Genomic DNA, 26184 nt, shown 5'->3' with positions numbered 1-26184 from the left:
CCGGCCGAGAACGCCTGTCGAATCCGCCGGCTCCAGGTTTCGTCCTGACCGAACGATCTTGGACATCTTGTAGAGTTAGTGGGGTGCGTGACGGGAAGGACGTGATGGGTATGGATGAGTCCGAGCTCGTGGTGAACGGGATGACCTGCGCACACTGCGAGCGGACGCTGCGAACCGAGCTGAGCGAGGTGCCGGGGGTCGTCGGGGTAGACGCGGACGCCACGTCCGGCCGGGTCCGGCTACAGCACACGAGCCCGGTGGAACGCGCCGCCGTCGAGTCGGCGGTCACGGAGGCCGGCTACACGGTGCTGTCATGGACGACCGACCAGTTGTGACCGTCGCACCCCCGCCCGCACCCGACGTCGCACCGGTGTCCGACCCGCCGGTCAAGCATCTCAGCCGGTGGCCGCTGATTCTGCTCACCGTCCTCGTGGTGATGTTGTCGGTGGCACCGGCGGTCGCGACCACGATCCTGGCCGGCGAAGCCCCATACGACCGGATCTTCGTCAGCTTCCCGGGGCTGGATGTGGGGATCTCCACCGCGGCCGGACAGGGGATCGCGGACCTGTCCTCGACGGTCACGGTCGGTGCGGTGCTATGGATTCTGTTCTTCCGCAATGTGCGCGGGCGAGATGCGTCCCGGGTGGGCGGGTCGATCGAGCTGACCGTGCTGCAGGTCGCGTCCGCGGCGTGGGCGACATCGGCCGGCGCGATGGTCGTGTTGGAGATGCTAGACAGCAGCGGCATCCCTTTCTCCCGACTCGGCGAGCCGGGTGCGATGTCGTTCCTGTACGACGCGAGCGCATTCCCGCGAGCCTGGACGGTCGCGTTCGTCGCGGCGCTGGTGACGTTCGGGGCGAGTATGTTCACCGACCGGTGGACGGGGCTGCTGATCCCGCTGTGGGCATCAGCGTTCGGGATCCTTGCGCCGGTGGTCGTCGGACAGATCCTGGTCGGCCCGAACCACGACTTCGGCAGCGACGCGGGCATCTACCAAGCGCTGCTGACCAGCGCGGCATTCGGGCTGGTGCTGGTCGGCGCCGTCCGCACCCTGACGGGCCGACTCATCGACCCGATCATTCTGTGGCGGTTGGGGAAGACGCTGGTGGTGCTGCTGCCGGTGATCGTGGCCAGCGACCTGCTGCTGGCGTGGTTCAAGCTCGCCGGGTCCGGGCTGCTGGAGTCGGTCACCGGTTGGCAGATTCTGGTCCGTGGTATCTGCCTGCTGGGTGTTGTGGCCGTGATCGCGACCGGGTGCGTGTGGGGGCGGCGCGGACGGTTGACCGCGCGCCGGATCAGCGGGCTGCTGGTGCTCGCGACGGTCCTGATCGGCGGATGGCTCGGGGGCACCGCGGCGATGACCCGGATTCCGCCGCCACAGTATTTCGCGCCGACAAGCATCTCCCAGGTGTTCCTCGGGTTCGAGGTCCCCGACCCGCCGACAGTGCTGGTGCTGTTCACGCAGTGGCGGCCGAACATCCTGTTCCTCGTCGTCGCGATCGCCGCGGTGACGGTGTACCTGTGGGCGGTGCGGCGTGTGCGGCTACGTGGCGACGCGTGGCCGACGGGGCGGACGGCCGCCTGGGTCGCCGGGTGGGCGGTGGTGGTCTTCGTCACCAGCTCGGGGTTCGGGAAGTACTCCGCTCCGGACTTTGGAGTGCACATGATCGTGCACATGAGTCTGAATATGGCTGCCCCGATTCTGCTGGTGCTCGGCGGCGTGATCACGCTGCTGCTGCGAGCGACCCGCTCCGACCCCACGCGCCCGGCCGGAGCGCACGACTGGATCACGTGGGTGCTGCACTGGCCGGTGCTGCGGTTCGTGTTCAACCCGCTGATCGTTTTCATCCTGTTCGTCGGGTCGTACTACGGCCTGTACTTCACCGGTATCTTCGGGGAGTTCATGCGTTTCCATTGGGCGCATCAGCTGATGAACGTGCACTTCCTGATCGCCGGGTACCTGTTCTACGCGCTCGTGATCGGCGTTGACCGGCCACCGCGTCCTCTGCCGCACATCGGCAAGCTCGGCTTTGTTCTCGCCGCGATGCCGTTCCACGCGTTCTTCGGGGTGATCCTCATGACCGGGAACATGCTCATCGCCGAGGACTTCTACCGCAATTTCGCACTGCCCTGGTCAGACCTGCCCGCCGCACAGTACTTCGCAGGCGGGGTCGCGTGGGCTGGGGGTGAGATCCCGCTGCTGCTGGTCATCATCGCCCTCGGAATCCAATGGTCCCGACAGGACGCGAAGGATGCCCGTCGCAAGGATCGGCACCTGGACACCGGCCGCGACGACGAGTTCGACCAGTACAACCGGATGCTCGAACAGCTGGCCGCACGCGGAGCCGCCCGTCCCGCGCCCCGAACCGTCGAGGAGAACGAGACATGACGACCACCACGCCGATGCTCGAGGCGGTGCAGCTGGATGTGTCCGGGATGACCTGCGCGGCCTGCGCGGGCCGCGTCGAGCGTGCCTTGAATGGGCTGGAGGGGGTGAGCGCGAGCGTGAACTACGCCACCGAACGCGCCCTCGTCACTGGACTCTCCCCAGACCGGGTCGACGAGGCGGTCCGGCGGGTGGAAAAGGCCGGGTACGGGGCGCACCCGCATGATGACGCAGACGACGCCTGGTCTCGGCGAGCCACCGAAGTGCGGATCAGCTCGTTGCGGCGCCGGCTGTTGGTCTCGGCGATCCTCACCGTTCCCTTGATGGACATCACTATCGTCCTGGCGCTAGTGCCGGGGTGGCGGTTCCCGGGGTGGGAGTGGGTGTGCGTGCTGTTGGCGCTGCCGATCGTTGCGTGGGCGGCCTGGCCGTTCCACAAGGCGACCCTGCGCAACTTGCGGCACGGCACGGTCAGCATGGACACCCTCGTCTCCCTCGGCATCGCGGCCTCGTTCGGGTGGGCCGTCGCCACCCTCCTGTTCGGCCTCGGTCAGGAGGGCACCGGGTACTGGCTCGGGTTCGGCGTGACCCCGGAAGGCGCGAACTCCGTCTACCTGGATGTCGCCGCCGGGATGACCACCTTCCAGCTCGCCGGCCGCTACTTCGAGACCCGCTCCCGCCGCAAAGCCGGCGACGTGCTCGGCGCGCTGAACCAGCTCGCCGCCACCCACGTCCGCATCCGCACCGACAACACCGAGGAGATCCAGCCGGCGACCGCACTGCGCGCCGGGGACGTCTTCGTAGTACTGCCGGGCGAGACCATCCCCGCGGACGGCGTGATCATCGAGGGGGCCGCGGCGGTGGACGCCAGCATGCTCACCGGCGAACCCGTCCCCGCCGACCTGACACCGGGAGATGGAGTGGTCGGCGGCACGATCAGCATGGACGGCCGGCTAGAGGTACGGGCGACGTTGGTGGGTGCGCATACTCAGCTCGCGCAAATGGCGGCGCTGGCGGAGCAGGCCCAGGCGCGTAAGGCGCGGGTACAGACCCTCGTCGACAAGGTCACCAGCTACTTCGTGCCCGCCGTGATCGTCCTGGCCGTCCTCGTCGCCGCCGGGTGGATGATCGCCGGGACGTCGTTCGAGCAGGCATTCGGGATCGGGATCTCGGTGCTCATCATCGCCTGCCCCTGCGCCCTGGGGCTTGCGACACCGACCGCGCTGATGGTCGGCATCGGCCGAGGAGCGACTCTGGGCATCCTCGTCAAAGGTCAGGACGCGCTCGAAGCCAGCGGCACCATCACCACCGTCGTCCTGGACAAGACCGGCACCCTCACCACCGGCTCGATGACCGCCCACCGCCTCGCCCCCGTTGACGGCGTCACCGAACAGGAGCTCCTCGCCGTCGCCGCGGCTGTCGAGCGCGGCTCCGAGCACATCATCGCCCGAGCCATCCTCACCGCCGCCGAGAACCGAGGCATCGAGATCGCCCCCGTCGCCGGGCTCACCGCCCACCCCGGGCGCGGTGCGTCCGGACAGCTCCACGGCGAGCCGGTCCTCGTCGGCAGCCGGGCGTTCCTCCTCGACCACGCCATCGACGTGCCCGACGAGCCAGACGCCGCCGATAATCTCGACAACAGTACGGGTCAGGCCGCGGAGACATCCGTGCTCGTGGCACGCGGCCGCCTGCTCCTGGGGCGGATCGGGCTCCGGGACACGATCAAACGCGACGCCCGCACCGCAGTCGCCGCACTGCACGCCCAAGGCATGAAGACCGTCCTGCTCACCGGCGACACCCCCGCAGCGGCCGCGAGCGTGGCCGCCCGCCTCGGTATCGACACGGTGCTCGCCGGGGTGCTGCCCGCCCAGAAGGCCGACGCGATCCGCAGCCTGCAGGACAGCGGTGATCGGGTCGCGATGGTCGGCGATGGTATCAATGATGCCGTGGCCCTTGCCGCCGCCGACCTTGGGCTTGCCATGGTCTCCGGCTCCGACATCGCCCTGAAATCCGCCGACATCATCCTCGTCCGCGACGACCTCGCTGTCATCCCCGACGCCATCGCCCTGTCCCGCCGCACCTTGCGCACCATCAAGACCAATCTCGGCTGGGCATTCGGGTACAACATCGCCGCGATCCCCATCGCCGCCGCCGGACTGCTCAATCCGCTCATCGCCGCCGGTGCGATGGCGCTCTCCTCCGTCCTTGTGGTCTACAACAGCCTCCGGTTGCAGAACTTCCGCCGCACCACCACCCCGCGGAGCGACCGTCGCTGACCCCCGCAAGTCCCCCCATATCTACAAGTTGTAGTAGTCTTTGGGTGTGATCGCTGCTCCGTGGAACATCATCCTGACCGTCGCCTTCGTGTTCACCGGTCTGGTCTGCCTGATCGACCTCACGCCCCGGTTGAGGAGGACGCGTCGGAACGGGAAGCCGTTCGACGGGGAGATCCTGATCGACATCAACCACATCCTGATGTCGGCGGCGATGATCTGGATGTCCTGGTCAATGGAGTCCGCGCTCGCGCTATGGGTGCAGGTCGGGGTGTTCGCGATGCTCACCATCGTCCTCGTGCCGTTGCTGGTCCGCGCCCGTGCCGCCACGGCGCGCGTCGACGTGGCGGGGCACCTCGTTCTGAACGCCGCGATGATCTGGATGCTCGCCGCGATGCCGCTGCTGATGGCCGACATGCCCATGGACATGGGTGACGGCTCCGAGATGGGTATGGACGGGCAGATGCCGATGGGCGATGCCGCCCCGATGATGATGGCAACTCCGATATGGGTTGACGTCGTCAACGTGGCCTTCATCGTGCTTAGCGCCGCGACCATGCTGTGGTGGCTCTCCCGGCTGATCCGCAGCGGCCACCATCGCCTGCATGCCGCCTGCCACGCCGTGATGGCCGCCGGCATGGGCGTGATGCTCGTCTTGATGAACGGCTGACACCGCCTCGGCGCCGTTTGCTCCGGAGGGATCGGAACCGAACGTTAGGGGCGGTGCGCATCGTCTCGCGGGATGGACCGCCCCGATGACGTCGAGCGACGGGCGGGCAGGTGGGTCATCGCCCGCTCGAGCGGTCCACGCCCGATCAGTAGCGCCCAGACGGTGCAGCCTGTAATGGTTGCGATGGTCAGAGGCCAGAACGGGGCCGTGTCACGGAACGCGCCGAGGTCGCCGGTGGTGCCAAGGCCGATGCTGGCGAGCACCGCCCACAGGAGGAGCTGTGTGACATAGGCGGTGAGCGGCATGCTGCCGGTGGCCCGCAGCGGCAGGGTGATCCAAATCAGTGGTGTGCGGCAGGCGAGCAGGCACACACTGATCGCGGCGATGGCGAACCCACCGGAGCCGATCACCTCGAGAAGCCCGCTGGAGTGTGGTTCGGCAGTCCACAGCACGTCCCAGAACGCCCCATCGTCGGGGACGTCCCGCGTGCCGGAGACGGCGTCGAGGCCGTACCCGAGGACCGCGAGGGCAATGCCAGCACCGAGCATCGCCAGCTGGGTGCGCAACCGGCGAATGTCGGTGCGGGCGAGTCCGAGGCCGGCGAGCACGAACGCGATCCAGACCGGGAACGGGTAGTGCCACCCGAGCAGCCACGCCGCCATGCGACCGCTGCCGGTCTCCCACCACGGGAGGGCGTCGACCCATGCCTGCAGGAAAGGGGCGAGAAGCCCGATCCCTCCCGCAACGATCAGCACCTGCCGCGGGCGGAGGGGCAAGAATGGCAGCGCGAGGAGGAACAGGATCGCGTAGGCGGGCAGGATGATGTAGACCGGGATACCGAGGCCGAGGAGGACGACGCCCAGTAGCCAGAGCAGCAGGGACCGGTAGACCAGTCGTGCCCGTAGCGCCGGCAGTTCCGCGGGGCTGGGCCGCCGGGCCCCGCCAGCCATCACCCCCAGGGAGACTCCGGCGAGTGTGGCGAACAGGATCGAGGAGCGGCCCTGCACGATGCCCGTCCAGGTTCCCGGGTCGCTCCAGACCAGCGGCGTAATCCACAGCAGGTGCGCGGCGAACATCCCCACCACGGCCATGCCTCGCGCGAGGTCGATGCCGGGGATGCGGTCTTCCGCGTGCAGGCGCGCCCAGTTCACAGCAAAGCGCTCGCGGAGCGGAGTCCGTGCGTCTTGGGAGCCGGGACTGCGCGGTCGGTCGGTGTGAGGCATAGGGGTCTCTTCGCAGGTCGAGCGGACGCAGGGTTTCCGGACTGGTGCGCGGGGGTGGGTCCTAGACCGTTCCGGTCCCCAGCAGGGTGCCGATTCCGTATGTCGCGGCTAGGGCGATGGTGCCGCCGACGACGACACGCACGGCCGCCCGTCCCGGTCGGGCGTTGCCGAGTCGGGCGCCGAGTGCGCCGGTGACGGCGAGGGCGAAGAGCACCAGCACGAAGGTGGCCGGGATGCGGATACCTGTGGGCAGCAGGAGGATCGCGAGGAAGGGCACGACGCCGCCGACGAGGAAGGCGATCGCGGACGCGGTCGCTGCACCCCATGCGCTGACGACCTCATCCTCGGCCAGGCGGTGCTCGATGTCGATGTGGGCGGCCAGCGCGTCGTGAGCGGAGAGCTCGTCGGCGACCCTCCGGGCCGTGGCTTCGGTGAGACCGCGAGCCTGATACGACGCGATCAGTTCCTGGAACTCGGCATCGGGGTCGGCGGCGAGGTGTCCGCGTTCCTCGTCGATCGCGGAGCGTTGGCTGTCACGCTGGCTGCTGACGGAGACGTATTCGCCCAGGGCCATCGAGATGGCGCCGCCGACGAGAGCGGCAACGCCAGCGGAGAGAAGGGCGGGTTCCCCTGCAGCGGCGCTGGCGACGCCGACGACGACAGTCGCGACGGACACGATCCCGTCGTTGGCGCCGAGGACTCCGGCACGCAGCCTGTTGAGACGCTGGACGCGGGCAGCGGAGGACGTGGGAGTGGTCATGGGTCCTTCTTCCAAATCGTATGCGTCGCTAGCGCGATCAAGTGGAGACCGCGTCGTCGACGGGCTGTGCAGAGACCGAGATCTGCGCAGCCCATCGACGGCGTGGGCGCTGTCGTGCATGCTGGCTAGTCGCGCCGCAATGGCTCAAGAGCAGTGTCCGGACCGGTCTTGATGCGGACGCTGAGCAGCTTGGTGGAGTTCAAGAACACGAGAATGTCGGGACCGAGGTGGATGATAGCGGCCTGGATCGGGCCGATCCAGCCCAACAGGGCAGCGGTGATGCCGAGCACATGCACGACGCCGACGCCGACGAACAAGTTCTCCTGGATCGTGCGGTAGGCCCGGCGGGCGATCGCGCGCACGCCGACGATCTTGCTGAGATCGTCGGTCATGAGGGCGACATCGGCGGCCTCGATCGCGGCCTGAGTGCCGCCTGCACCCATCGCGATCCCGGTCTCGGCGAGGGCAAGAGCGGGGGCATCGTTGATGCCGTCGCCGACCATCGCGACCCGCTCACCACGGGCTTGCATCTGTGAGATGACGTCGACCTTGTCCTCCGGGAGCAGATCGGCGTAGACCTCGTCGATGCCGAGGTTCTCTGCGACACGACCGGCGACGGCGGCATTGTCACCGGTGAGCATCGCGATCCGCTTGACACCGTTCACACGGAGCCCGGCGATGGCTTCTTTCGCGCCGGGCCGGATCTGGTCCTCGAGTTCGAAGCTGCCGATCAGACGTCCGTCCGCGGCAACGTGGATGACCGTCGTCGCCTCCGCAGTGGATGGCACGTCGATCCCCGCCTCGGCGAGCAGGGCAGCGTTGCCGACAAGCAGGGCACGTCCTTCGACCGTTCCGGTGACGCCTCGGCCGGGGACGACCTGGAAATCGGTCGGCTCGGGGATCTCTACGCCGGCCTCGCGCACATAGGTGACGATGGCTTCGGCGAGGGGGTGGCTGGAGCGGCGGTCCAGGCCCGCGGTGAGCCGGAGCAGCTCATCACGTTCGACGGAGGCGTCAGCGATGCGGACGGCGCTGACCTTCGGGCTACCGACGGTCAGGGTTCCGGTCTTGTCGAATACGACGGTGGTCGCCCGGGCGAGGCTTTCCAAGTAGATTCCGCCCTTGATCAGGATGCCGCTGCGTGCGGCGCGCGCGATGGCGGCGATGATCACCATCGGGGTCGCCAGCGCCAGTTCCGCGGGCGATGTGAAGATCATGAGTGTAACGATCATGCTCACATCCCGCGTGACGAGGAACACAACCACAAGGAACACGATGATCAACGGGATGAGCCAGGCAGCGACCTTGTCCGCGAGTTTTTGCACGGGGGCGCGGGAATCCTCAGCGTCCTCGACGAGGGCCACGATCCGCGCGAACGTGGTCTGCTCCCCGACCGCTTCGGTGCGCACGTCCAGTGCCCCGGACTTGAGGATCGTGCCGGCGAACACGCGCGAGCCAGCGGACTTGTCCTTCGGGACGCTTTCGCCCGTGACGGACGCCTCATCCGCCGCCCCATCTCCGGCGACGACCGTGCCGTCGACGGGGATGCTGTCACCCGCGCGGACCAGGACAACGTCATCGACGTGCAGCTCCGCGATCGGGACCACGCGCTCCTGCCCGTTGTCACGGACCCGCGCAATAGTAGGGACCGCGCCGATCAGTCCCTGGATGGACGCACGCGCGCGGTCGGTGTTGAGGTCGGCGATGAACTCAGCGATGAGGATGATCACCATGAGCACACTTCCCGCGACCTCTTCGCCTCCGACCAGCGCGAAAATCGTCGCGACGGTGACGAACAACTCGGTTCCGATCTTCCGTTCGGTGAACAGATCGATCAGGCCCGTCTTCACCAGCGGATACAGACCGACGGCGACGGCCACCCACAGCACGGGAACCGGGATGAGCTGCTGCCAGTATAGGAAGGCCACCAACCCGGTCAGAAGGATACGAGCGACCTCGATCCAGCGCTCGCGCGTCATCAAGGACATGAACGTTGTGCGGTTTCCCGCGGGGCGGGCCGCGGTGTCCGCGGCAATGGGGTCGGTCATGGGCGGGTTCCTATCTCTCAGCAGGATGATCGGAGGTCTATCGGGTCTGTGCGTGATGCGTCGGCCGATCCTCCAGATGCACCGCCGCGTAGTGCAGTGCGGTGTTGGCGAGGTCTGCGGCGTGTTCATCGACGAGGTGATAGAGCATGCGTTGACCATCTCGCCGACGGCGGACCATCCCGCTCCGCTGCAGCCGGTTCAGATGCTGGGAAACCGCCGGCGCGGGCCGACCCACTCGGCTCGCGAGCTGGCCAACTGAACTCTCGGGGTGTTGCGCGAGTGCAAGGATGATCCGGATCCGTGTCCCCTCGGCGAGAGTACGGAAAACATCCACGGCTCCCGCGATCGCGCGATCCTCACTTTCCGCCGTCATCTGAACCATCGACACGTCAGCCTTGCTGGATGTTCGTCCGGGAGTGGGCAAAGCGGGCCTCCAAGGCCGCGCCGTGCGCGGGGAGATCCTCCGCGGCGCTGAGCACGCGCACCGTCTCCCGCACGTGGCTGAGGGCAGCGGCCGGGTAGCGCACGGTCTGCACCGCCCGTAGGAACGTGTGCACCGTGAGTCCGGAGGAGAACGTGGCCGTGCCTCCGGTGGGCAGTACATGGTTGGAGCCGGCGCAGTAGTCCCCAAGACTCACCGGCGTGGACGCGCCGATGAAGATCGCGCCAGCGTTACGCACATGCCCGGCCACCCCGTCAGCGTCGTCGCAATGGATCTCGAGATGCTCAGGGGCGTATGCATCGCAGACCTCGATGCCGTGCTCGATGTCGTCGACGATCACGATCGCCGACTGCTGACCCGTCAGAGCAGCCCGCACCCGATCCGCATGGGGCGTGAAGGCGACCTGTCGATCCAGTTCCGTCTGCACGGCAAGGGCCAGGGAGGTGGAATCGGTGACCAAGACGGCGGCGGCGTACTCGTCGTGCTCGGCCTGGCAGATCATGTCGGCAGCAATCAGCATCGGGTCGGCGAGCGAGTCCGCCAGGATCATCACCTCTGTCGCGCCGGCCTCCATGTCCACCGCGACCGTGTCGCGGACCAGACGCTTCGCGGCCGCGACGTACACATTCCCAGGCCCCGTGATCAGATCCACCGGCTGGACGCGACGTTCTTGCGCCGGGTCCTCGATGCCGTACGCGAGAGCAGCGACCGCCTGGGCGCCCCCGATGGCATAGACCTCGTCGATGCCCAGCATCGCCGCCGTCGCGAGGATCGTCGGGTGTGGCAAACCGCCGTGTTCGACCTGCGGGGGGCTCGCCAACGCGATCGAGCGCACACCGGCGACTTGAGCGGGAACCACGTTCATCACCACGGACGACGGGTACACCGCCTTCCCTCCAGGAACGTATACACCAGCCCGCTCGATGGGGAACCAGTTCAACGACACTTGGGCGTCCCCTTCGAAGCCCACCACGACCGGGGCGGGTAACTGTGAGCTCGCGAACCGACGGGTCCGCTCGATCACCTCCTCCAACGCACCACGAAGCTCCGGCGCAAGCGCGGAGGATGCTTCCGCCAAAGCCTCCGCCGGCACCCGCAGCATCTGTTGCTCAACCCGATCGAATCGGGCAGCGAGCTCCGCAACTGCAGGAAACCCGTCGCGTCGCACGTCAGCAATGGTCGAAGACGCCGCAGGAATCGCCCCCGCCAAATCCACGACCGCGCGCGGCACGGCACGGCGCACCTCATCCCGGGTGGCAGAGCTTCCACGAAAACCGATCACGCGCACAGCAACACTTCCGAACGCGTGAGTCATCGCCCGATCCCCCGAGCCACAGGCCCTGCGGGGGCGACACGCAAAGTTGCAGAAGCCATGATCGGCTCGAAGGTGATGGAGATGATGGAGATGATCGTTCCTCTCATAACGAGAACCACGCCGATCCGGGCGAGGCAGTGCAGACCCGACGGCCTGTGGCATGTTCCTCGTCGAAGGAAGTGCCACACCTCATGGTAGCATCATACCTACGCAGTTACGCAGATAATGGGAGATGCGATCGGTTTCACGATCCTCTATCGCCGCACTCGTGATATCTCCGTTGACTGCGCCCCTTTGATTCATCGGAAGCGGAACATCGAGCATCCCCTCAGCCGGCTGAAGACGCGTCGCACGGCTGCTGTTCTCCGCCCGCTTCACAGTGAGCTTGGCCCGATTGGCCACTGGCAGTGATGATCGCCGACACGAGCTACTCCGTCGACGAAGAGCACACACACTGTTGGCACCAAGGGTGCGAGCGGGCGCGCTGCGCGCACCTTGCCGCTGAGGCGGCCCCCTCCTGAGACCGGCTCGGGAGGGGCGCGCCGTGGTGATGACGATCCGCGTGATGTCGTCCGGTCGCGGCTACGAGTATCTCCTCAAGTCGGTCGTCGCGGGCGACGGAGACCGCGACATGGGCACCGCCCTGACCCGCTATTACACCGAGACGGGTAGCCCGCCGGGCCTTTGGCTCGGCGCCGGGCTCACGAGTCTGGACACTGGACAGGGCCCAGCTCTCGCAGATGGTGATCAGGTGACCGAGGAACAGCTCGCACGCCTCCTGGGTGACGGCGTTCATCCGGTGACCGGCGCGCCGCTGGGGTTGCGGTATCCGCGGCTGCAACCCCCGCGCGAGCGCATCGCAACCCGGGTTGCGAAGCTCGACGCATCGCTCACTGGCGGGCACCGAGACGAAGCGATCGACCGCATCCGCGCGGAGGAGCTGGCGAAGAAGCCTCGCACCGCGGTTGCGGGGTTCGATCTGACGTTCTCGCCGCCGAAGTCGCTGAGCGCGATCTGGGGTGTCGCCGACGCGGGCACGCAGTCGCTGATCGCCCAGGCTCATCATGCCGCGATGCGCGACACGCTCGCGCATCTCGAGCAGCGGGTCGCCGCGACTCGGGTCGGGCATGGCGGGATCGCCCGCATGCCGGTGGTCGGCGTCATCGCGACGGCATTCGATCACTACGACTCCCGCGCCGCCGACCCACAGCTGCACACGCACCTGGTCGTGTCGAACAAGGTGCAGGGCGAGGACGGGCACTGGCGGTCGCTGGACTCCCGGACACTGCACCGAGCCACGGTGGCGCTGTCGGCGTCGTACAACGCGTTCCTCACCGATCACACCGCCCGGCTACTGGACGTGGTGTGGGTGCCGGTGGACCGCGGGAAGGACCGCAACACCGGCTGGGAGATCGAGGGCGTCCCGGCCGGGTTGCTCGCAGAGTTCTCCCGCCGCACAACCGGCGGCGGCGATGACGGCGCGGGGATCGCGGAGGCCACGCAACGGCTGATCGACGATTTCGTCGCCGAGTACGGGCGCACCCCGTCGCGCACGACGGTGGCGAAGCTGCGGCAGCAAGCGACGCTGGAGACACGGCCGGAGAAGGATCCGCACTCGCTCGCCGAGCTGACCGCGCAGTGGCGCGAGCGGGCGACCGCCGTGCTCGGCGAAGACGCCACCACCTGGGCTGCACATCTCCTCGCCCGCGGGGCCGGACAGGTGCGCCTGCGGGCCGATGATCTGAATGCTGGGCAGGTGGAGAGCATCGCGGCGGTAGTGCTCATGGAGGTCGCGAACCGGCGGGCGACCTGGGGACGCTGGAACCTGCACGCCGAAGCGATGCGGCAGCTGATGGGTCTGCGCTTCGTCTCTACCCGCGATCGGATCACCGCTCTCGACCAGATCGTGCAGCACGCCGAGGCGCATTCCCTGCGACTCACCCCCGACTACGACCGACCCGTGCCCGACACGTACATGCGCACGGACGGGACGAACCGGTTCCAGCCGGCCGATCAGATCGCGTACTCGAGTCAGGACATCCTCGACGCCGAGACACGGCTCCTCCAGCACGCTGAGGCCGAGGACGCGCCGCGGCTCACGGCGCGTCTCGTCTCCCGGCACGTGACCCGCAAGATCGGCGGAGTGGCCCTTGCCCCGGATCAGGCGGCGGCGATCACGGCGATCGCGGGCTCCGGTCTCACTCTCGATCTGCTCGTCGGACCGGCCGGCGCGGGGAAGACGACTGCGCTGCGCGCACTGCACAGGGCGTGGACGGCCGCGCACGGTAGGGACTCCGTGATCGGGCTGGCGCCTTCGGCCGCTGCTGCCGAGGTTCTCGGCGACAGCTTGGGGGTGCGGGCAGAGAACACGGCGAAGTTCCTCTGGGAGCACGGCATAGGCCGTTGGAGCCTTCAGGCCGGGCAGCTCGTGCTGATCGACGAGGCGTCCCTCGCGGGCACGCTGGCGCTGGATCGCATCACCGCGCACGCGGCAGAGGTCGGGGCGAAGGTCGTGCTGATCGGCGACTGGGCGCAGCTGTCAGCGATCGAGACCGGTGGCGCGTTCGGGATGCTCGTACGCCACCGCCACGGCGTGCCCGAGCTGACCGATGTGCGCCGTTTCACCAACGAGTGGGAGAAGACCGCCAGCCTCGCGCTGCGCCGTGGCGAGCCCGGCGTGCTGGACGTCTACGACGAGCAGGGCCGGCTGCACGGCGGCGGGCTCGACCAGATGCTCGACGTCCTCTACGCCGCGTGGCAGGAAGACCGCGCGGCGGGCCTGTCCACGCTGATGATCGCCGGGAACGGTGAAGCCGTCGCGGAACTGAACCAGCGCGCCCGCGCCGACCTCATAGACGCCGGTCACGTCGACGCCGAGGGAGTGCTCCTTCACGATGGGACGACAGCGGGAGTCGGGGATCTCGTCGTCACCCGCCTCAACGACCGCACTCTCTCTACAGGGCGGTCATGGGTGAAGAACGGCGACAGATGGCACGTCGCCCACCGCTACGACGATGGCTCATTGGCCGTCCGCCGCGTCGGGAAAGGCGATGGCCCCCACGGAAAAGCGCTCGTACTGCCGGCCGGGTACGTCGCCGACGAGGTGGAGCTCGGATACGCGGCGACCGCGCATCGGGCGCAGGGCTCCACCGTGGACACCGCGCACGCGCTCATCGACCCCGAGAAGGCATCCCGAGAACTGTTCTACGTCGCGATGACCCGCGGCCGAGCACGCAACGAGGCGTATGTGATCCAGCCCGACCCGCATGAGGTCGAGCCACACCTTGACCCGCCGGAGGAGAAGACCGTCACCGGACACCTCGCGCGGGTGCTGGCACGCAGCGACGCTGACCCGTCCGCCACCGAGACTCTCGCCCGCGAAGTCGACCGGCACGCATCCCTCGCGACGCTGCTGGACGAATTCGACCTCCTGGCCCGCGAAGCACGCGCCGAACGCTGGGCCGTGCTTCTCGATGTCGCGCCGTTCCCGGAGGACGTCGCTGACGACGTGTTCACCAGCCCCTACTACGAGCACCTTGAAGGGGCCCTTGCCCGGCATGAGGCCGCGGGCCACGATGTGAACGCCACCCTGACGTCCCTCGCACCGACGATCAGCCTCGGAGAAGAGCAAGCCGACCCGGCAGCACGCCTCGCCACAGCACTGGACTCAGCGACGATGAACCTCGCCGCAGGGCGAGGCAAGCGGCCCCGTCGCGTCGCCGGGCTCATCCCCATCCCCGATGCCCCGGCGCCGGACGATGTGCAGGCAGCGCTCGACGCGCGCCGCGTCCTCATCGAAATCGCCGCACGGCGAAGCGCGCAGCATGCGCTGCGCTCCGCCGAGGCGTGGACGAGCAAGCTCCGGCCGCCCAGCGATCAGCGTGCCCAGAACGCATGGCTCGAACGGGTCGCGACCGTGGCGCTCTACCGGAGCCGATACGAGATCGCCGGGTCCGCGCCATTGGGGAACCCGAAGGACATCACCAAGGCCCAACAGGCCGCCGAGTACCGGATCGCATACGCCGCGCTGCGCCGTGCACAGTCTCGCTCCGAACGCGCAACTCACACGATGCCGCACCGGCAGCAACCACAGGCCAGCCCATCGCGGAGCCTGTGATGATCCACTTCAACTGGAGCGTCAATGCAACTGGGGAGCGTGGCACACGGAACAACCCCACGCCGCGTTGCCTGCAGTCGGCTCTGGCTCTCGACCGCGCTGGTCTCTGCCATTCGCAGCCTGGTGCCGCGCGATGTGGTCTTCGAGTGCGCCTAACCCTCCCGCTGCACCGATCGCCGCAGGTTGACGTAGCGCCGCGGGCACAGGGCAAGATGGTCCCGAGCAGCCTGAGCAGTGTCGCTTGCGCTTGCTGACTCGACCTAAGTCTTCACACTGAGGAAAGAACCGAGGCACATCGATGGTGAAGAACGTCATACCCGCAGCTGATGATCACCATGGCGCCCGCTGGATTCGCGCAGCCCTCCAGGTGAACCCCTTCGGTTACGTCGGCAACCCATCCCCCTCCAAGACCTACGCGGATGAAGCAACGTACAACGCCGCCTTGATCGCCGAGTTTCAGGCGCAGAAGATTGAGTTGATAGCGGTCACCGATCACTGGAATGCCAGCAGCGCGTCCCAGCTGATTGCCGACGCGGAAGCTGCCGGCATCGCGGCGCTCCCGGGCTTCGAGGCAAACACGTCTGAGGGCATCCACCTGCTGGTTATGTTCGAGCGCGGCACCTCAACTGAGCAGGTCACTGCCGCGATCGGTGCATGCGGTTTGACGCCCGGAGCCGCGAAGGGCACGACGACGAAGTCGTACGGCGATATCCTGACCGACATGTGTGCCCGCGGCGCGTTGGTGATCCCGGCGCACGCCAACGTCGCCAACGCTGGACTGCTGAGTCGAGCGAAGGGTGACTCGCTCGCCGAGATGATCAAGCACCGCGAACTGCTGGCTATTGGCATCACGCCATCTGTCGCTGAACTGGGTGACCAGGCCAAGATCCTCAAAGGGACCAAGCCCTACGATCGCCGCCATCCGCTGGTGGCGATCCATGCCGACGACATCTGCGACCCGGCGACGCTCGCCTCTCCCGGTGCGAGCACCTGGTTCAAGATGAGTACCCCCAGCCTGTTGGGGCTCCGTCATGCAGTTAAGACGCCGGAGACCCGAGTGAGCACGACCGATCCATCATCGACTTCTCGTGTTCTGCTTCGCGAGATCGCTTGGGACGGCGGCTACCTCGACGGTCAGAAGCTCCACCTTGCGGAGGATCTCACGGCCCTCATCGGCGGACGTGGAACCGGAAAATCCACCGCTATCGAGAGTCTCCGGTACGTGCTGGAGATCCCGCCCATCGGCGAAGCATCCAGCAAAGACCACAAGGAGATGGTCAAGAACGTGCTTGGCGCGGGAACGGTCATCTCGCTCGTCGTCGACGTGGTGTCACCTAGCCCGGCGCGTTTTACTATCGAACGCACAACGAACAGCCCGGCGATCGTTCGTGACTCCAGCGGCACGCAGACGAACCAGCGCCCACGCGACATCGTCGGTAACCTCGAGATCTTCGGTCAGCACGAATTGGCCGAGCTCGCTCAGGACAAAGACCTGATGGCTGAGCTTGTCGCACGCGTCGCCGGCAGGCCAGCGTCGCCTGCCGAGCGAGACGACGTCCTAAAGGATCTGGCGGATAACCGTGATGCACTCGCCAAGCACGAACGAGACCGGGAGGCGCTTGAGACCGAACTCGCGGACATCCCCCGCCTCTCCGAAAGCATGGAAGCGTTCGACAAGACCGATCTTGCGGCGAAGCTTGACCAGAAGACTCGATTGGACAAGGATGGCGCCGTCCTGACTGATGCCTCCGAACGGGTGCAAACCGTTGAGAATCTGGTGAGCGAGTGGGGTATCGAAGCGGTTGTCGAGGAGCTTCGCGCCGAGCTGGCCGACGTCAAGGACTCCCCCCGCAAGACGACTCTGGAGCAACTCGCTCCGGTACTCGGGCAACTCGCCACTGCTCTTGAGCAGGCAACCTCATCCGTGCAGGCCGCCATTGCTGACACCAAGACGCAGATCGAGGCGACCAGGCAGTCGTGGGAGTCTACGACAAAGACCGAGAGCAACGGTGTCTCTGCGGTGCTGCGCGAACTGGTCGAGCAAGGACACAAGCCAGATGAGTACCTGACTCTGCAGGCCAACCTCAATCGGCTCACAAAACGTGCCGAGAAGCGAACCGTCTTCGAGAAGGCGTACAAGAAGCTGACCGGCGAGAGAACGAAGTTGCTTCGCTCGCTGGCTGACATTGACAAGCAGATCGCGAACCAACTCAAGGACGCCATCAAGGCATCCAACGCCGCTACGACGGGAGCTGTGATTGTTAAGCCGATCGCATCACCCGATCGCAGCCATATCAAGGCCGTGATCTCCCACCACTTCACAACCCAGCGCGGCCAGGTGTTCGCCGCCATCGATCGCGATGACTTCAATGTGGCGACGTTCGTAACTGCCGCGCGGTCGGGGTTGGACGCGCTAACGGGGCTGAGCATCACTGGCGCACAAGCGAAGGCCATCGTGGACACCGGAGAACCGTTGTTCAGAGAACTGGAAGAGCAGTCAGTCGGCCTCGCTGTCGAGGTGCAACTCAACGTTGCCTCCAAGGGTGCGCCGGTGGAGTGGCGCCGCCTTGAGGATCTCTCAAAAGGCCAGCGAGCGACTGCACTGTTGCTGCTCTTACTCGGCGCATCAATGAGTCCGCTTGTCATCGACCAACCAGAAGATGACCTCGACAACCGATTCGTATACGACGGCGTCGTTCAAAAGCTGCGATCCCTCAAAGGCACCCGACAGCTAATTGTGAGCACGCACAACGCGAACGTGCCCGTCCTGGGCGACGCCGAGTTGGTCGTAACTCTCGAAGCTGACGGTCAGCACGGCCGCACAGCGACCGACGGCGTCGGATCGCTCGACAACCCGAAGGTGCGAAAGTACGCCGAAGACCTGTTGGAAGGTGGACGCACGGCATTCGATGCCCGTAAGCGCCTGTACGACTTCTAGCTAGATCGCTGACATCTGAGTGGTAGACGAGCCCGGTGACGTCATGACCGATGGCGTGATCCTCGACGGTCGTGCACTTAGCTCCGCCTCTCCGATCGGTGAGCGCGGTCGCGCGAACTGCCTGTCGTTGGTCGTGGTTGCGAGAAAGTCGGGTCTGCTCAGGCGCATCGGCGCCGAGCGTCCGGACCTGATCCGGTGACCCCGGCCGTCGCCATCGCCGGAGACGTGACACCACCGCTAGACGCGACGGCAGTTATCGCTCCTGCGGTCAACGGAGAAACGACGGAGAAACGTACAAACCGACCCGATTCCGCCGCAGATCCGTGCAGATCGACGACGTTGTAGACTGACGGAAGCACCGCCGCAAAGCAGCGAAGTTGCCCGGAATTACGGGGCGGCAGAGCCGCAGAGCGAGGTGGCCTAGATCAGGAGCCTGTGGTGCATTTGGGAACTTCCGCTTCCGGGTACCCGGAACCCAGGTGTTCACCGAGCTGCGGATCGTCCGGGCAGAAGGTCACGAGTCGGACGCCCTCGGCTGCGCACAACCGGGCCAGTTCGTCCCGGTAGCCGAATTCTTCGACCGAGTTGACGGTGTACACCAGGACCACGTCACGGGTTTCGGAACTGTGCTTCTGCACGGAACGCAAATGGCTCATGAACGGTGTGATGCCTACGCCGGCGGCCAGGAACAACAGCGGCGCATGACCGCGCGGCAGCACGAAATCGCCCCACACCCCGGTGGCGGAGACCACGGTTCCCGGGGACAACGAATTCAATTCGCGTTTGAAGCTGCTGGACGGTTCGGAGAGCCGCAGGCCGAAGGCGACCTTGCCGCCGTCGTGCGGGTCCGAGGTGAGGCTGAACACCCGGCGGATGCCCCGCCCGTCTGATCCGCGGTGCGGCAGGGAGAGTTCCATGTACTGGCCGGCCTTGAACCGGGCCGGACGGGGCAGCGTGAAGCTGAACTCCTTGCTGCTCGGGGTCAACGCCTTGGCCCCGAGGTAGGTCAAGCGGAGGCCGCGCCGCTGGCCGAGCGCGAACGCGATGAGATTGCCCACGACCAGGGCGAGCTCCGGGGAGGAATAGACCGGGGGCAGTGCGAACGGGACCGAGAACAATACGGCGACGATCCCCGCCAGCCCCCATTGCTGCCAGCGCCGCGGGGGCAGCGTCAACGGTTCGGAAAGCATGAAGCCGACCAGGAACAACCCGGGATAGGACGTGAATGGCAGCGCAAACGCGGCCGCGGGCTCGTAGAACCCGGAGCCGAGCAGGCGGGCGACGATGATGCTGCTGGACACCAGCAGGAAGATTCCGGCGAAGACCAGTTTCGAGGTGCGGAAGAGCACCAGGAGGATCGCCGGCAGCACGAGCCAGAGCATGGCCGGCGTGGCCACCCACCAACTCGCCCGTTCGGTGCTGACCAGGCCCGGCCCCAGGAACGAGACCAGCAGTGCGCCGATTGCGGCCGGATTGAACAGGTGCCGGCCGCGTACTGCGAACAGGAACTTGGATGCTCCGGCGATGGCGGCGGCGATCGCCAAGACGGTGAGCGGCCGAGCGCTGGTGCTGGGGGTGAACAGGAAAAACAGCAGCAGCCCGGTGATCAGGCTTGATTCCAGGTGGGTATGGGCCCGGAAGAGCTTGGCTGTCAGCCAACTCACGGCCACCGTGACCGACAGGCTGACCACGAGGCTGAGTCCGATCGCGGCGATGCCGAAGCTGATCCAGCCGAGCAGGTCCAGGACCGCCGCATAGCCGGCGAGCACGGCCAGCACCACCAGCACCAGCCGGTACATGGTGAAGCGGCCCAATTGGGTGTCCAGCCAGGATCTCATTGAAAAATCTCCCCGTTGAAGTTGGCCGAGGTTTCGGCACGGCCGTCTGAGAATACCCGGACACTGGCGAAATCGAATTCCGTGGCCAGCACGTCGTGGTCGACGAAGAACAACGCCGTGGCCAAGCCGTCGGCGAGCATCGCGGACTCGGCCATGGCCCAGCTCGCAACCACGGTCTGCACGGGTTTCCCGGTGGCTCCATCGAGTACATGGTGCAGCCCGTCACCCCAGGCGCGCCGGTTCGAAGCCGAACCGCACAACGCTCCGGACACCAATTCGACGACGCCGATCGCCTGCTCCGGAGCATAGGGGTGTTCCAATGCGACCCGTTCGGCGGGCAAACCGCGGACCCGCAAATCCCCGCTCGCGTCGATCACCGAACCCGGGATCCCGAGTGCCGCGAGTTCATCGCCGATCAAATCGACCAATTGCCCTTTGCCGGCGCCGCCCAGGTCGAGGACCACTGGAAGTTTCGTCTGTAATGAAGTGCCCCGCCAGTCGATGGCGTCGGACCAGGCAGGCGCGGCGTGGAACCCGGGCCCGGGCCGCAACGAATATTCCGCGCCGTAGCCTAGGTGCTCGAGTGATTCGGCGACCAAGGGCGTCATCGCACCCGAAGTCAGCCGGTAGAGGCTGCGGTACAGGGGTTCCAACTGCGCCGCTGGCCCGGGCAGCTCGTGCTGCCCGGGCAGCGCGGCCCGGCGGACCGCCGAATCGCTGCGGAATCGCGAGAACCCGCGATCGTAGTCTTCGACCACCGCGGCGATCGATGCCCGGGCGGATGCGGAGAGCTGCTCGATGGTGTCGATCTGCCATTGCGTGCCGATGGCTTCGAACCGGTACGCTGCGGCGGCCGCACCCGCGGTGCCGGTCAGTTCGTGGCTTCTTTCTTGATCTGGTCGATCGCGGCATTGAACCCGCCGCTGGTGAGCGAAGATCCCGAGACTTTGCTGACCTGGAGTTCGTCGATGGGTTTGCCGACGACGATCGCGTTCACGCCGTTGATGAATTCGCCCTGGAACTTCTCGGTGGACGGGTTGCTCGGGTAGGGGGTGAGCTTGAGGTCGGAAACCACACCCGAGCTCAACGTCAGGGTGACGCCGATTTTTTCCTGGCCATTGGGCGAAACGTAATTCCCGTCGGCGCTGTAGGTGCCGTCTTGGTAGCTGCCGGCCGAACTGGTACCGCTGGTTTCGGCTGAGGCGCTCGGCGAGGCGGCGCCGCTGGCGGAGCTGCCGCTCGTGGCGTTCGGAGCACAACCGGCGACCGCTCCCATGAGGGCGATTCCGGCGACCGATACGAACAAGGTCGTAGGGGTTCTGGCTTTCATAGTGGTCTCCATTTCGTTCAGGCGATCAATCGGGCCCATGCCCGCCCGGACTCTTCTCCCGGGATTAAGGTTTCCTTAGGATTACGTTAAATCAGACGGGATCCGAGCCGGATCGGTTCAACCGATTCGGGGATTAGCGCCTGGGGATCTGCTGTGAGCAATCGAACAAGAACGATTCGCACGATTCCGGGTTCCCGCCCGGACAATGCCGGTAGAGTCGGGCGAGTGGTGAAATCAGCGACTTTCAAGGGCCGGATCCTCGTTTTGGCCGGGATCCTCCTGGTTGCGGCGACATTGCGTTCTGCGGTGACCGTGGTGCCGCCCGTGGTCTCCGAAATCAGCAATACGCTGCCGATCGATTCGCTCACCATCGGCCTGCTGGGCATGCTGCCGACCTTGGCCTTCGCCGTTTTCGGATTCCTGACCCCGTTCGTGCTGCGCTGGGCCAGTCTGGAGAAGCTCACGATCCTGGCCATGGCGGTGGCGGTGTTCGGCCAGGTGGCCAGGGTCTTCGCTCCGAACACTCCTTTGTTCCTGGTGTTCACCGTGGTCGGCTTGGCCGGCCTGGGCGCCGGCAACGTGTTGCTGCCGCCATTGGTGAAGCACTATTTCCCGGACCGGGTGGGATTGGTCACCGCGCTCTACGTGACGATGCTCAGCCTCGGTACCGCGATTCCGGCGCAATCGGCGGTCCCGGTGGCCGACGGTTTCGGTTGGCAGACCTCACTCGTCGTGTGGGCGGCGGCCAATCTGGTGGCGGCATTGCCTTGGGTACTGACCCTGCTGGGCCGTTCCGGCCCGCCCCGCAGCGACCAGATCACCGGACCGCAACCCCCGGCGCACGCGGGAGTACCGCCGGCCGGGGCGGCGCAAGGGTCAAGTGCGCGGCAAGAGTCCGCTGCGCCGCAGAAGATCAGCGTCTGGCGTTCGCCGATGGCGATCGGCTTGACCGTGATGTTCGGCTGCACTTCGTTGAACACCTATGCCATGTTCGCCTGGTTGCCGGTGATCCTCAGCGAAGCCGGGCTGAGCCGGGCCGATGCCGGCTCGATGTTGGCGCTGTTCGCGATCCTCGGCTTGCCGTTGAGCCTGCTGGTTCCGCTGCTGGCCAGCCGGATGCGCAACCAGTTCCCGATTGTCGCGGTGCTGTTGGTGGCCTTCGTGGTCGGGTACCTCGGCTTGTGGCTGAGCCCGGCCCAGCTGACCTGGCTCTGGGTAGTGCTGGCCGGAATCGGTCCGGGGACCTTCCCGCTGGCGCTGTTGTTGATCAATCTGCGCACCCGTGGCCGGGAGGCTGCCGGGGCGCTTTCCGGGTTCACCCAGGGGGTGGGCTATGCGATCGCCTGCATCGGGCCGGTGCTTTTCGGCCTGCTGCATCAGGGCACTGGGAACTGGACTGCGGGCTTCGGTTTCCTGTTCGCAACCCTGGCGCTGCTTGGCGTAGGGGCTTTTTTCGCCTGCAGACCGGCTTACCTGGAAGACCAGCAGGCCTGATCCCGGACGCTCGTTGGAAAACAAGTGGAAACATTCTGCAAACTTTCAGGAATGATCCCTAATCTGGATAAATAGAGAGGCCTTCTTCCTATCGGTGGTCGAATTGCGACCGGATGTCCGTGCGGGGAGGGCCTGTCCAATTAACATTTGGGGATCCGGAGGAACCGGTGGGCAGAAGACCATCAGTCGAGTCAGAAGCTGACTTCGCACCAGCTGCTGCCGGGCGCGGCGATGCGGATGCGCCAACCCTGGCCTCCACCAAACGCGCGAAGCAGTGGATCCTCCTGATCGTCGTGGTTTTGGCGATTTCCTTGATCGTCACCTTGGGCGGCCTGATCCGCGGCGCGCTGGCATCCTCCGGCTCCATGGTGCTGCCGACGCCGAACGGTATCCCCACCGTCTACGTCACCGATCCGCCACCGCCCGGGCCGGCGACGGACCCGGGCGACCAGGCTCCCGTGGAGCCGGCGCCGGCATCCACTGTGGTGCCCAGCGGTGCCGTCGCTCCGAATCCGCAACCGGTTTTCGGCACCTTGGCGCTCGATTTGCTGGCCCGGATCCCGGTGCAACCCGCCGCGCCGTCGGCCGGGTACGCACGGAGCAATTTCGGACCCTCCTGGTTGGATCTGGGCGTGGGTTGCGATTCGCGCAACGCCACGCTCAAACGGGACCTCGGCGGCGTGGTCTTAGCGCAAGGAAACAACCAATGCATCGTGCAGGCCGGGGAGCTGAAAGACCCGTATTCCGGCGGGCGGCTGGTTTTCGATCGGGCGGCCGCCTCGATGATCCAGATCGACGAAGTGGTTTCGCTTGCCAATGCTTGGCAGACCGGAGCCCAATCGTTGTCTGCGGCGCAACGGGTCGGCTTTGCCAATGACGCGTTGAACCTGCTCGCCGTCGATGCCGTGACGAGCATTCAGAAGCATTCTGCCGATGCCGCCGGATGGCTGCCGCCGAATGCCGAGTTCAGGTGCGCTTATGTGGCCCGCCAGATCAGCGTGAAGGCGACCTACGGGTTGTGGGTGACCCAGGAAGAACGCGATGCCATGGCCGCAGTGCTTCAGGCTTGCCCGACGACGACGGTCCCCACCAACCAGCGTCCAGCCGATACCGGGATCGCCGCCGGACCGAGTCCGGATTCCGCGCCGGCGGCACCGGCTCCGCAGGGCACCGGCCAGAAACCGCCGGCTCAGAAGAACACCGACCAAATGAACGCCAGCGAAAAGAAGCCCGCTCAGAAGGACTCCGGGCCGAAGCCGCCGGTCGTCGTTCCGCCGGTCCCCACGAAGCCGTCGATTCCGTGGCTGCCACCGTTGCCGCCGTCGGGCGACCAGCCCTGGCCGCCGAACTATTTCCCGGTGCCACCACCGCTGGATCCGCCCTTCGGGCCGTGGAGCAACGGTCCCGGTGATTGGTCGCAGCTGCCGGTCGGGCCACCGGAACTTCCGTTGCTTCCCGGAATCGACGGATCCGGGCTCCCGCCGAACCCGGCGATCCCCGGTCCGCCCGCGCCGGTTCCCACGGTTCCAATCCCCACAGTGCCGAGCAGCGACTTCGGCCAGTCGCAGCCGCCGGCCACGGCGCCCGGGACCCCGTCGGCACCCGCGCCGGGGGCGCCGCCGATTCCGACGGCACCGTTCTGATTCCACCGGTTTTGTCACATTGGGGGCTGCCAGTCCTTCCAACTATGCTTGGACGGTGACTCCTGACGAACTTTCCGTTGCCCTGACCGCCTCTTTGCAGGCCGCCGTCGAAGCCGGCGAGCTTGCGGTTCCGACCGAGGCGGTGCCCGCCGAGGTGCGGGTGGAGCGACCGAAGAATCGGGAACACGGCGATTGGGCCACGAATATCGCCTTGCAGCTGGCCAAACCAGCCGGACTCAATCCGCGGGCCGTCGCGGAACTGCTCAAAGCCCGGATCGAAGCGATCAGCGGGATCGCCCAGGTGCAGATTGCCGGCCCGGGGTTCCTGAACATCACCCTGGACGCGGCGGCCGCCGGCGCCCTGGCCAAGAACATCGTCGAAGCCGGGGCGCACTACGGCGAGAACCAGGTGCTGGCCGGCCATGTGGTGAACGTCGAATTCGTCTCGGCCAATCCGACCGGGCCGTTGCACTTGGCGCATACCCGCTGGGCGGCGGTGGGCGATTCGATCGCGCGGCTGCTCAAGGCCAGCGGCGCCACGGTGACCAGCGAATATTACATCAACGACGCCGGTTCGCAGATGAACAATTTCGGTGCCTCGGTGCTGGCCGCGATCAAAGGCGAGCCGACCCCGGAAGGCGGTTACCCCGGGGCATACATCTCGGAGTTGGCGCAGCAGGTGCTCAAAGACCATCCCGCGGTTCGGGAGCTAACCGATGAGGCCGCATTGCCGGTGGTGCGGGCGGCGGCTTACGCGGCGCAGCTCGCCGACATCAAGGAGACCCTGAACGATTTCGGTGTGCACTTCGACGTGTTCTTCTCGGAACAGGAACTGCACAGCGGCGGCGCGGTCGGGCAAGCCGTGGAACGGCTTCGGGAACAAGGCCATGTCTTCGACCAGGACGGCGCGATCTGGTTGCGCACCACGGATTTCACCGACGACAAGGACCGGGTGCTGATCCGGGCGAATGGCGAGCCCACCTATTTCGCGGCCGATGCCGCATATTACCTGTCCAAAAAAGACCGCGGATTCGTGGAGAAGATCTACCTCCTCGGCGCTGACCACCATGGTTACATCGGTCGGCTCAAGGCGATCGCCGCCTGCGCCGGCGACGACCCGGAACGCAATATCGAAGTCCTGATCGGCCAGATGGTCTCGGTCAACGGCGCGCGGTTGTCCAAGCGGGCCGGCAACATCGTCGAACTCCGGGATTTGCTCAATTGGCTCGGTGCCGATGCATTGCGCTATTCGCTCGGCCGTTCGCCGGCCAACTCGCCGCTCGCTTTGGAACCGGAACAGCTGCAGAAAGCCACCAACGACAATCCGGTGTTCTACGTGCAATACGCCCATGCCCGGACCAAAGCGGTGGACCGGAATGCGGAGGCAGCGGGCGTGGACCGGAGCGAATTCGACGCCGCGGCCCTGGTCCATCCGACCGAGTCCAATCTGCTGGCCCAGCTGGGTGCCTTCCCCTCAGTGGTCGCCGAAGCCGCGAAATTCCGCGAACCGCACCGCATCGCCCGGCATCTGGAGGTCATCGCGGGCGCTTATCACCGCTGGTACGACGCTTGCCGGGTGACTCCGTTGTCGGGCGATCCGGTGACGGCGTTGAACCGGACCCGGCTTTGGCTCAATGACGCTACCGGGCAGGTCTTGGCCAATGGCCTGGATCTGCTCGGCGTCAGCGCCCCCGAAAGGATGTAGCA

At 66.5% G+C, this 26184-nt stretch carries 17 protein-coding genes; 9 read left to right on the top strand and 8 right to left on the bottom strand.

Translation table 11 applies throughout. From position 1 onward, the window contains the following. Positions 1-104: 104 nt before the first annotated feature. From JOE69_RS03455 to JOE69_RS03440, 4 genes are read left to right on the top strand one after another with little or no spacing between them, the layout of a single operon-like run. Positions 105-335 (top strand): heavy-metal-associated domain-containing protein, encoded by a 231-nt coding sequence (locus JOE69_RS03455; protein ID WP_309796111.1) that lies wholly within the window; start codon positions 105-107, stop codon positions 333-335. Next, positions 314-2389, top strand: a complete 2076-nt coding sequence (locus JOE69_RS03450; RefSeq protein ID WP_081768071.1) for a cytochrome c oxidase assembly protein — start codon at positions 314-316, stop codon at positions 2387-2389. Before JOE69_RS03455 ends, JOE69_RS03450 begins: the two co-directional genes overlap by 22 nt. After that, complete coding sequence (locus JOE69_RS03445; RefSeq protein WP_036290857.1) at positions 2386-4662, top strand: heavy metal translocating P-type ATPase; 2277 nt, start codon at positions 2386-2388, stop codon at positions 4660-4662. The genes JOE69_RS03450 and JOE69_RS03445 overlap by 4 nt, the downstream gene beginning before the upstream one ends. Before the next feature lie 46 nt (positions 4663-4708). After that, positions 4709-5329, top strand: a complete 621-nt coding sequence (locus tag JOE69_RS03440; protein WP_036290856.1) for a DUF5134 domain-containing protein — start codon at positions 4709-4711, stop codon at positions 5327-5329. Between the two features lie 44 nt (positions 5330-5373). On the opposite strand, the gene JOE69_RS03435 is transcribed toward JOE69_RS03440, so the two are convergent. The 5 genes from JOE69_RS03435 to hisD all read right to left on the bottom strand — a co-directional run bounded on the left by JOE69_RS03435 (position 5374) and on the right by hisD (position 11117). Then, positions 5374-6480 (bottom strand): DUF418 domain-containing protein, encoded by a 1107-nt coding sequence (locus JOE69_RS03435; protein ID WP_036290855.1) that lies wholly within the window; start codon positions 6478-6480, stop codon positions 5374-5376. A 133-nt stretch (positions 6481-6613) separates the two neighbouring features. Continuing rightward, a complete protein-coding gene (locus JOE69_RS03430; RefSeq protein ID WP_062765658.1) occupies positions 6614-7312 on the bottom strand; it encodes a VIT1/CCC1 transporter family protein in 699 nt (232 codons plus the stop codon). 125 nt (positions 7313-7437) lie between these two features. Beyond that, positions 7438-9360 (bottom strand): heavy metal translocating P-type ATPase, encoded by a 1923-nt coding sequence (locus JOE69_RS03425; protein WP_051498774.1) that lies wholly within the window; start codon positions 9358-9360, stop codon positions 7438-7440. A 37-nt stretch (positions 9361-9397) separates the two neighbouring features. After that, positions 9398-9742 carry an ArsR/SmtB family transcription factor gene (locus JOE69_RS03420; protein ID WP_081767985.1) on the bottom strand — a complete coding sequence of 115 codons (345 nt, stop codon included), beginning with the start codon at positions 9740-9742 and terminating at the stop codon, positions 9398-9400. A 7-nt stretch (positions 9743-9749) separates the two neighbouring features. Next, the gene (gene hisD, locus JOE69_RS03415) at positions 9750-11117 is read right to left on the bottom strand and encodes a histidinol dehydrogenase (RefSeq protein ID WP_036287078.1); all 1368 of its coding nucleotides are present in this window, start codon (positions 11115-11117) and stop codon (positions 9750-9752) included. Positions 11118-11667: 550 nt separating this feature from the next. On the opposite strand from hisD, the gene mobF reads away from it, so the two are divergent. Continuing rightward, the gene (mobF, locus tag JOE69_RS03410; RefSeq protein ID WP_231729582.1) at positions 11668-15234 is read left to right on the top strand and encodes a MobF family relaxase; all 3567 of its coding nucleotides are present in this window, start codon (positions 11668-11670) and stop codon (positions 15232-15234) included. 298 nt (positions 15235-15532) lie between these two features. Then, complete coding sequence (locus JOE69_RS03405) at positions 15533-18172, top strand: TrlF family AAA-like ATPase (protein WP_051498916.1); 2640 nt, start codon at positions 15533-15535, stop codon at positions 18170-18172. 425 nt (positions 18173-18597) lie between these two features. On the opposite strand, the gene JOE69_RS03400 is transcribed toward JOE69_RS03405, so the two are convergent. From JOE69_RS03400 to JOE69_RS03390, 3 genes are read right to left on the bottom strand one after another with little or no spacing between them, the layout of a single operon-like run. After that, positions 18598-20010 carry an FAD-dependent oxidoreductase gene (locus JOE69_RS03400; RefSeq protein ID WP_309796102.1) on the bottom strand — a complete coding sequence of 471 codons (1413 nt, stop codon included), beginning with the start codon at positions 20008-20010 and terminating at the stop codon, positions 18598-18600. Further along, complete coding sequence (locus JOE69_RS03395) at positions 20007-20837, bottom strand: FAD:protein FMN transferase (RefSeq protein ID WP_309801119.1); 831 nt, start codon at positions 20835-20837, stop codon at positions 20007-20009. Before JOE69_RS03395 ends, JOE69_RS03400 begins: the two co-directional genes overlap by 4 nt. Before the next feature lie 44 nt (positions 20838-20881). Next, positions 20882-21340 (bottom strand): FMN-binding protein, encoded by a 459-nt coding sequence (locus tag JOE69_RS03390; RefSeq protein WP_309796099.1) that lies wholly within the window; start codon positions 21338-21340, stop codon positions 20882-20884. Positions 21341-21565: 225 nt separating this feature from the next. On the opposite strand from JOE69_RS03390, the gene JOE69_RS03385 reads away from it, so the two are divergent. From JOE69_RS03385 to argS, 3 genes are all read left to right on the top strand, one after another. After that, positions 21566-22834, top strand: coding sequence for an MFS transporter (locus tag JOE69_RS03385; protein WP_309796097.1), 1269 nt, complete (start codon positions 21566-21568; stop codon positions 22832-22834). A gap of 167 nt (positions 22835-23001) precedes the next feature. Next, a complete protein-coding gene (locus JOE69_RS03380) occupies positions 23002-24477 on the top strand; it encodes an HNH endonuclease family protein (RefSeq protein ID WP_309796095.1) in 1476 nt (491 codons plus the stop codon). A 55-nt stretch (positions 24478-24532) separates the two neighbouring features. Continuing rightward, complete coding sequence (argS, locus tag JOE69_RS03375) at positions 24533-26182, top strand: arginine--tRNA ligase (protein WP_296363663.1); 1650 nt, start codon at positions 24533-24535, stop codon at positions 26180-26182. Positions 26183-26184: the final 2 nt, after the last annotated feature.

The sequence above is a fragment of the Arthrobacter russicus genome (assembly GCF_031454135.1).
GTDB classification, from domain to species: Bacteria; Actinomycetota; Actinomycetes; order Actinomycetales; family Micrococcaceae; genus Renibacterium; species Renibacterium russicum.
The sequence above is the reverse complement of the archived record's forward strand: the minus strand, read 5'-3'. Positions and strand labels throughout refer to the sequence as shown.

Coding starts and splice junctions, on each gene's coding strand:
- JOE69_RS03455 (WP_309796111.1), top strand. CDS start 105: ATGGGTATGGATGAGTCCGAGCTCGTGGTGAACGGGATGACCTGCGCA.
- JOE69_RS03450 (WP_081768071.1), top strand. CDS start 314: ATGGACGACCGACCAGTTGTGACCGTCGCACCCCCGCCCGCACCCGAC.
- JOE69_RS03445 (WP_036290857.1), top strand. CDS start 2,386: ATGACGACCACCACGCCGATGCTCGAGGCGGTGCAGCTGGATGTGTCC.
- JOE69_RS03430 (WP_062765658.1), bottom strand. CDS start 7,312: ATGACCACTCCCACGTCCTCCGCTGCCCGCGTCCAGCGTCTCAACAGG.
- JOE69_RS03425 (WP_051498774.1), bottom strand. CDS start 9,360: ATGACCGACCCCATTGCCGCGGACACCGCGGCCCGCCCCGCGGGAAAC.
- JOE69_RS03420 (WP_081767985.1), bottom strand. CDS start 9,742: ATGGTTCAGATGACGGCGGAAAGTGAGGATCGCGCGATCGCGGGAGCC.
- hisD (WP_036287078.1), bottom strand. CDS start 11,117: ATGACTCACGCGTTCGGAAGTGTTGCTGTGCGCGTGATCGGTTTTCGT.
- mobF (WP_231729582.1), top strand. CDS start 11,668: ATGACGATCCGCGTGATGTCGTCCGGTCGCGGCTACGAGTATCTCCTC.
- JOE69_RS03405 (WP_051498916.1), top strand. CDS start 15,533: ATGGTGAAGAACGTCATACCCGCAGCTGATGATCACCATGGCGCCCGC.
- JOE69_RS03400 (WP_309796102.1), bottom strand. CDS start 20,010: ATGAGATCCTGGCTGGACACCCAATTGGGCCGCTTCACCATGTACCGG.
- JOE69_RS03390 (WP_309796099.1), bottom strand. CDS start 21,340: ATGAAAGCCAGAACCCCTACGACCTTGTTCGTATCGGTCGCCGGAATC.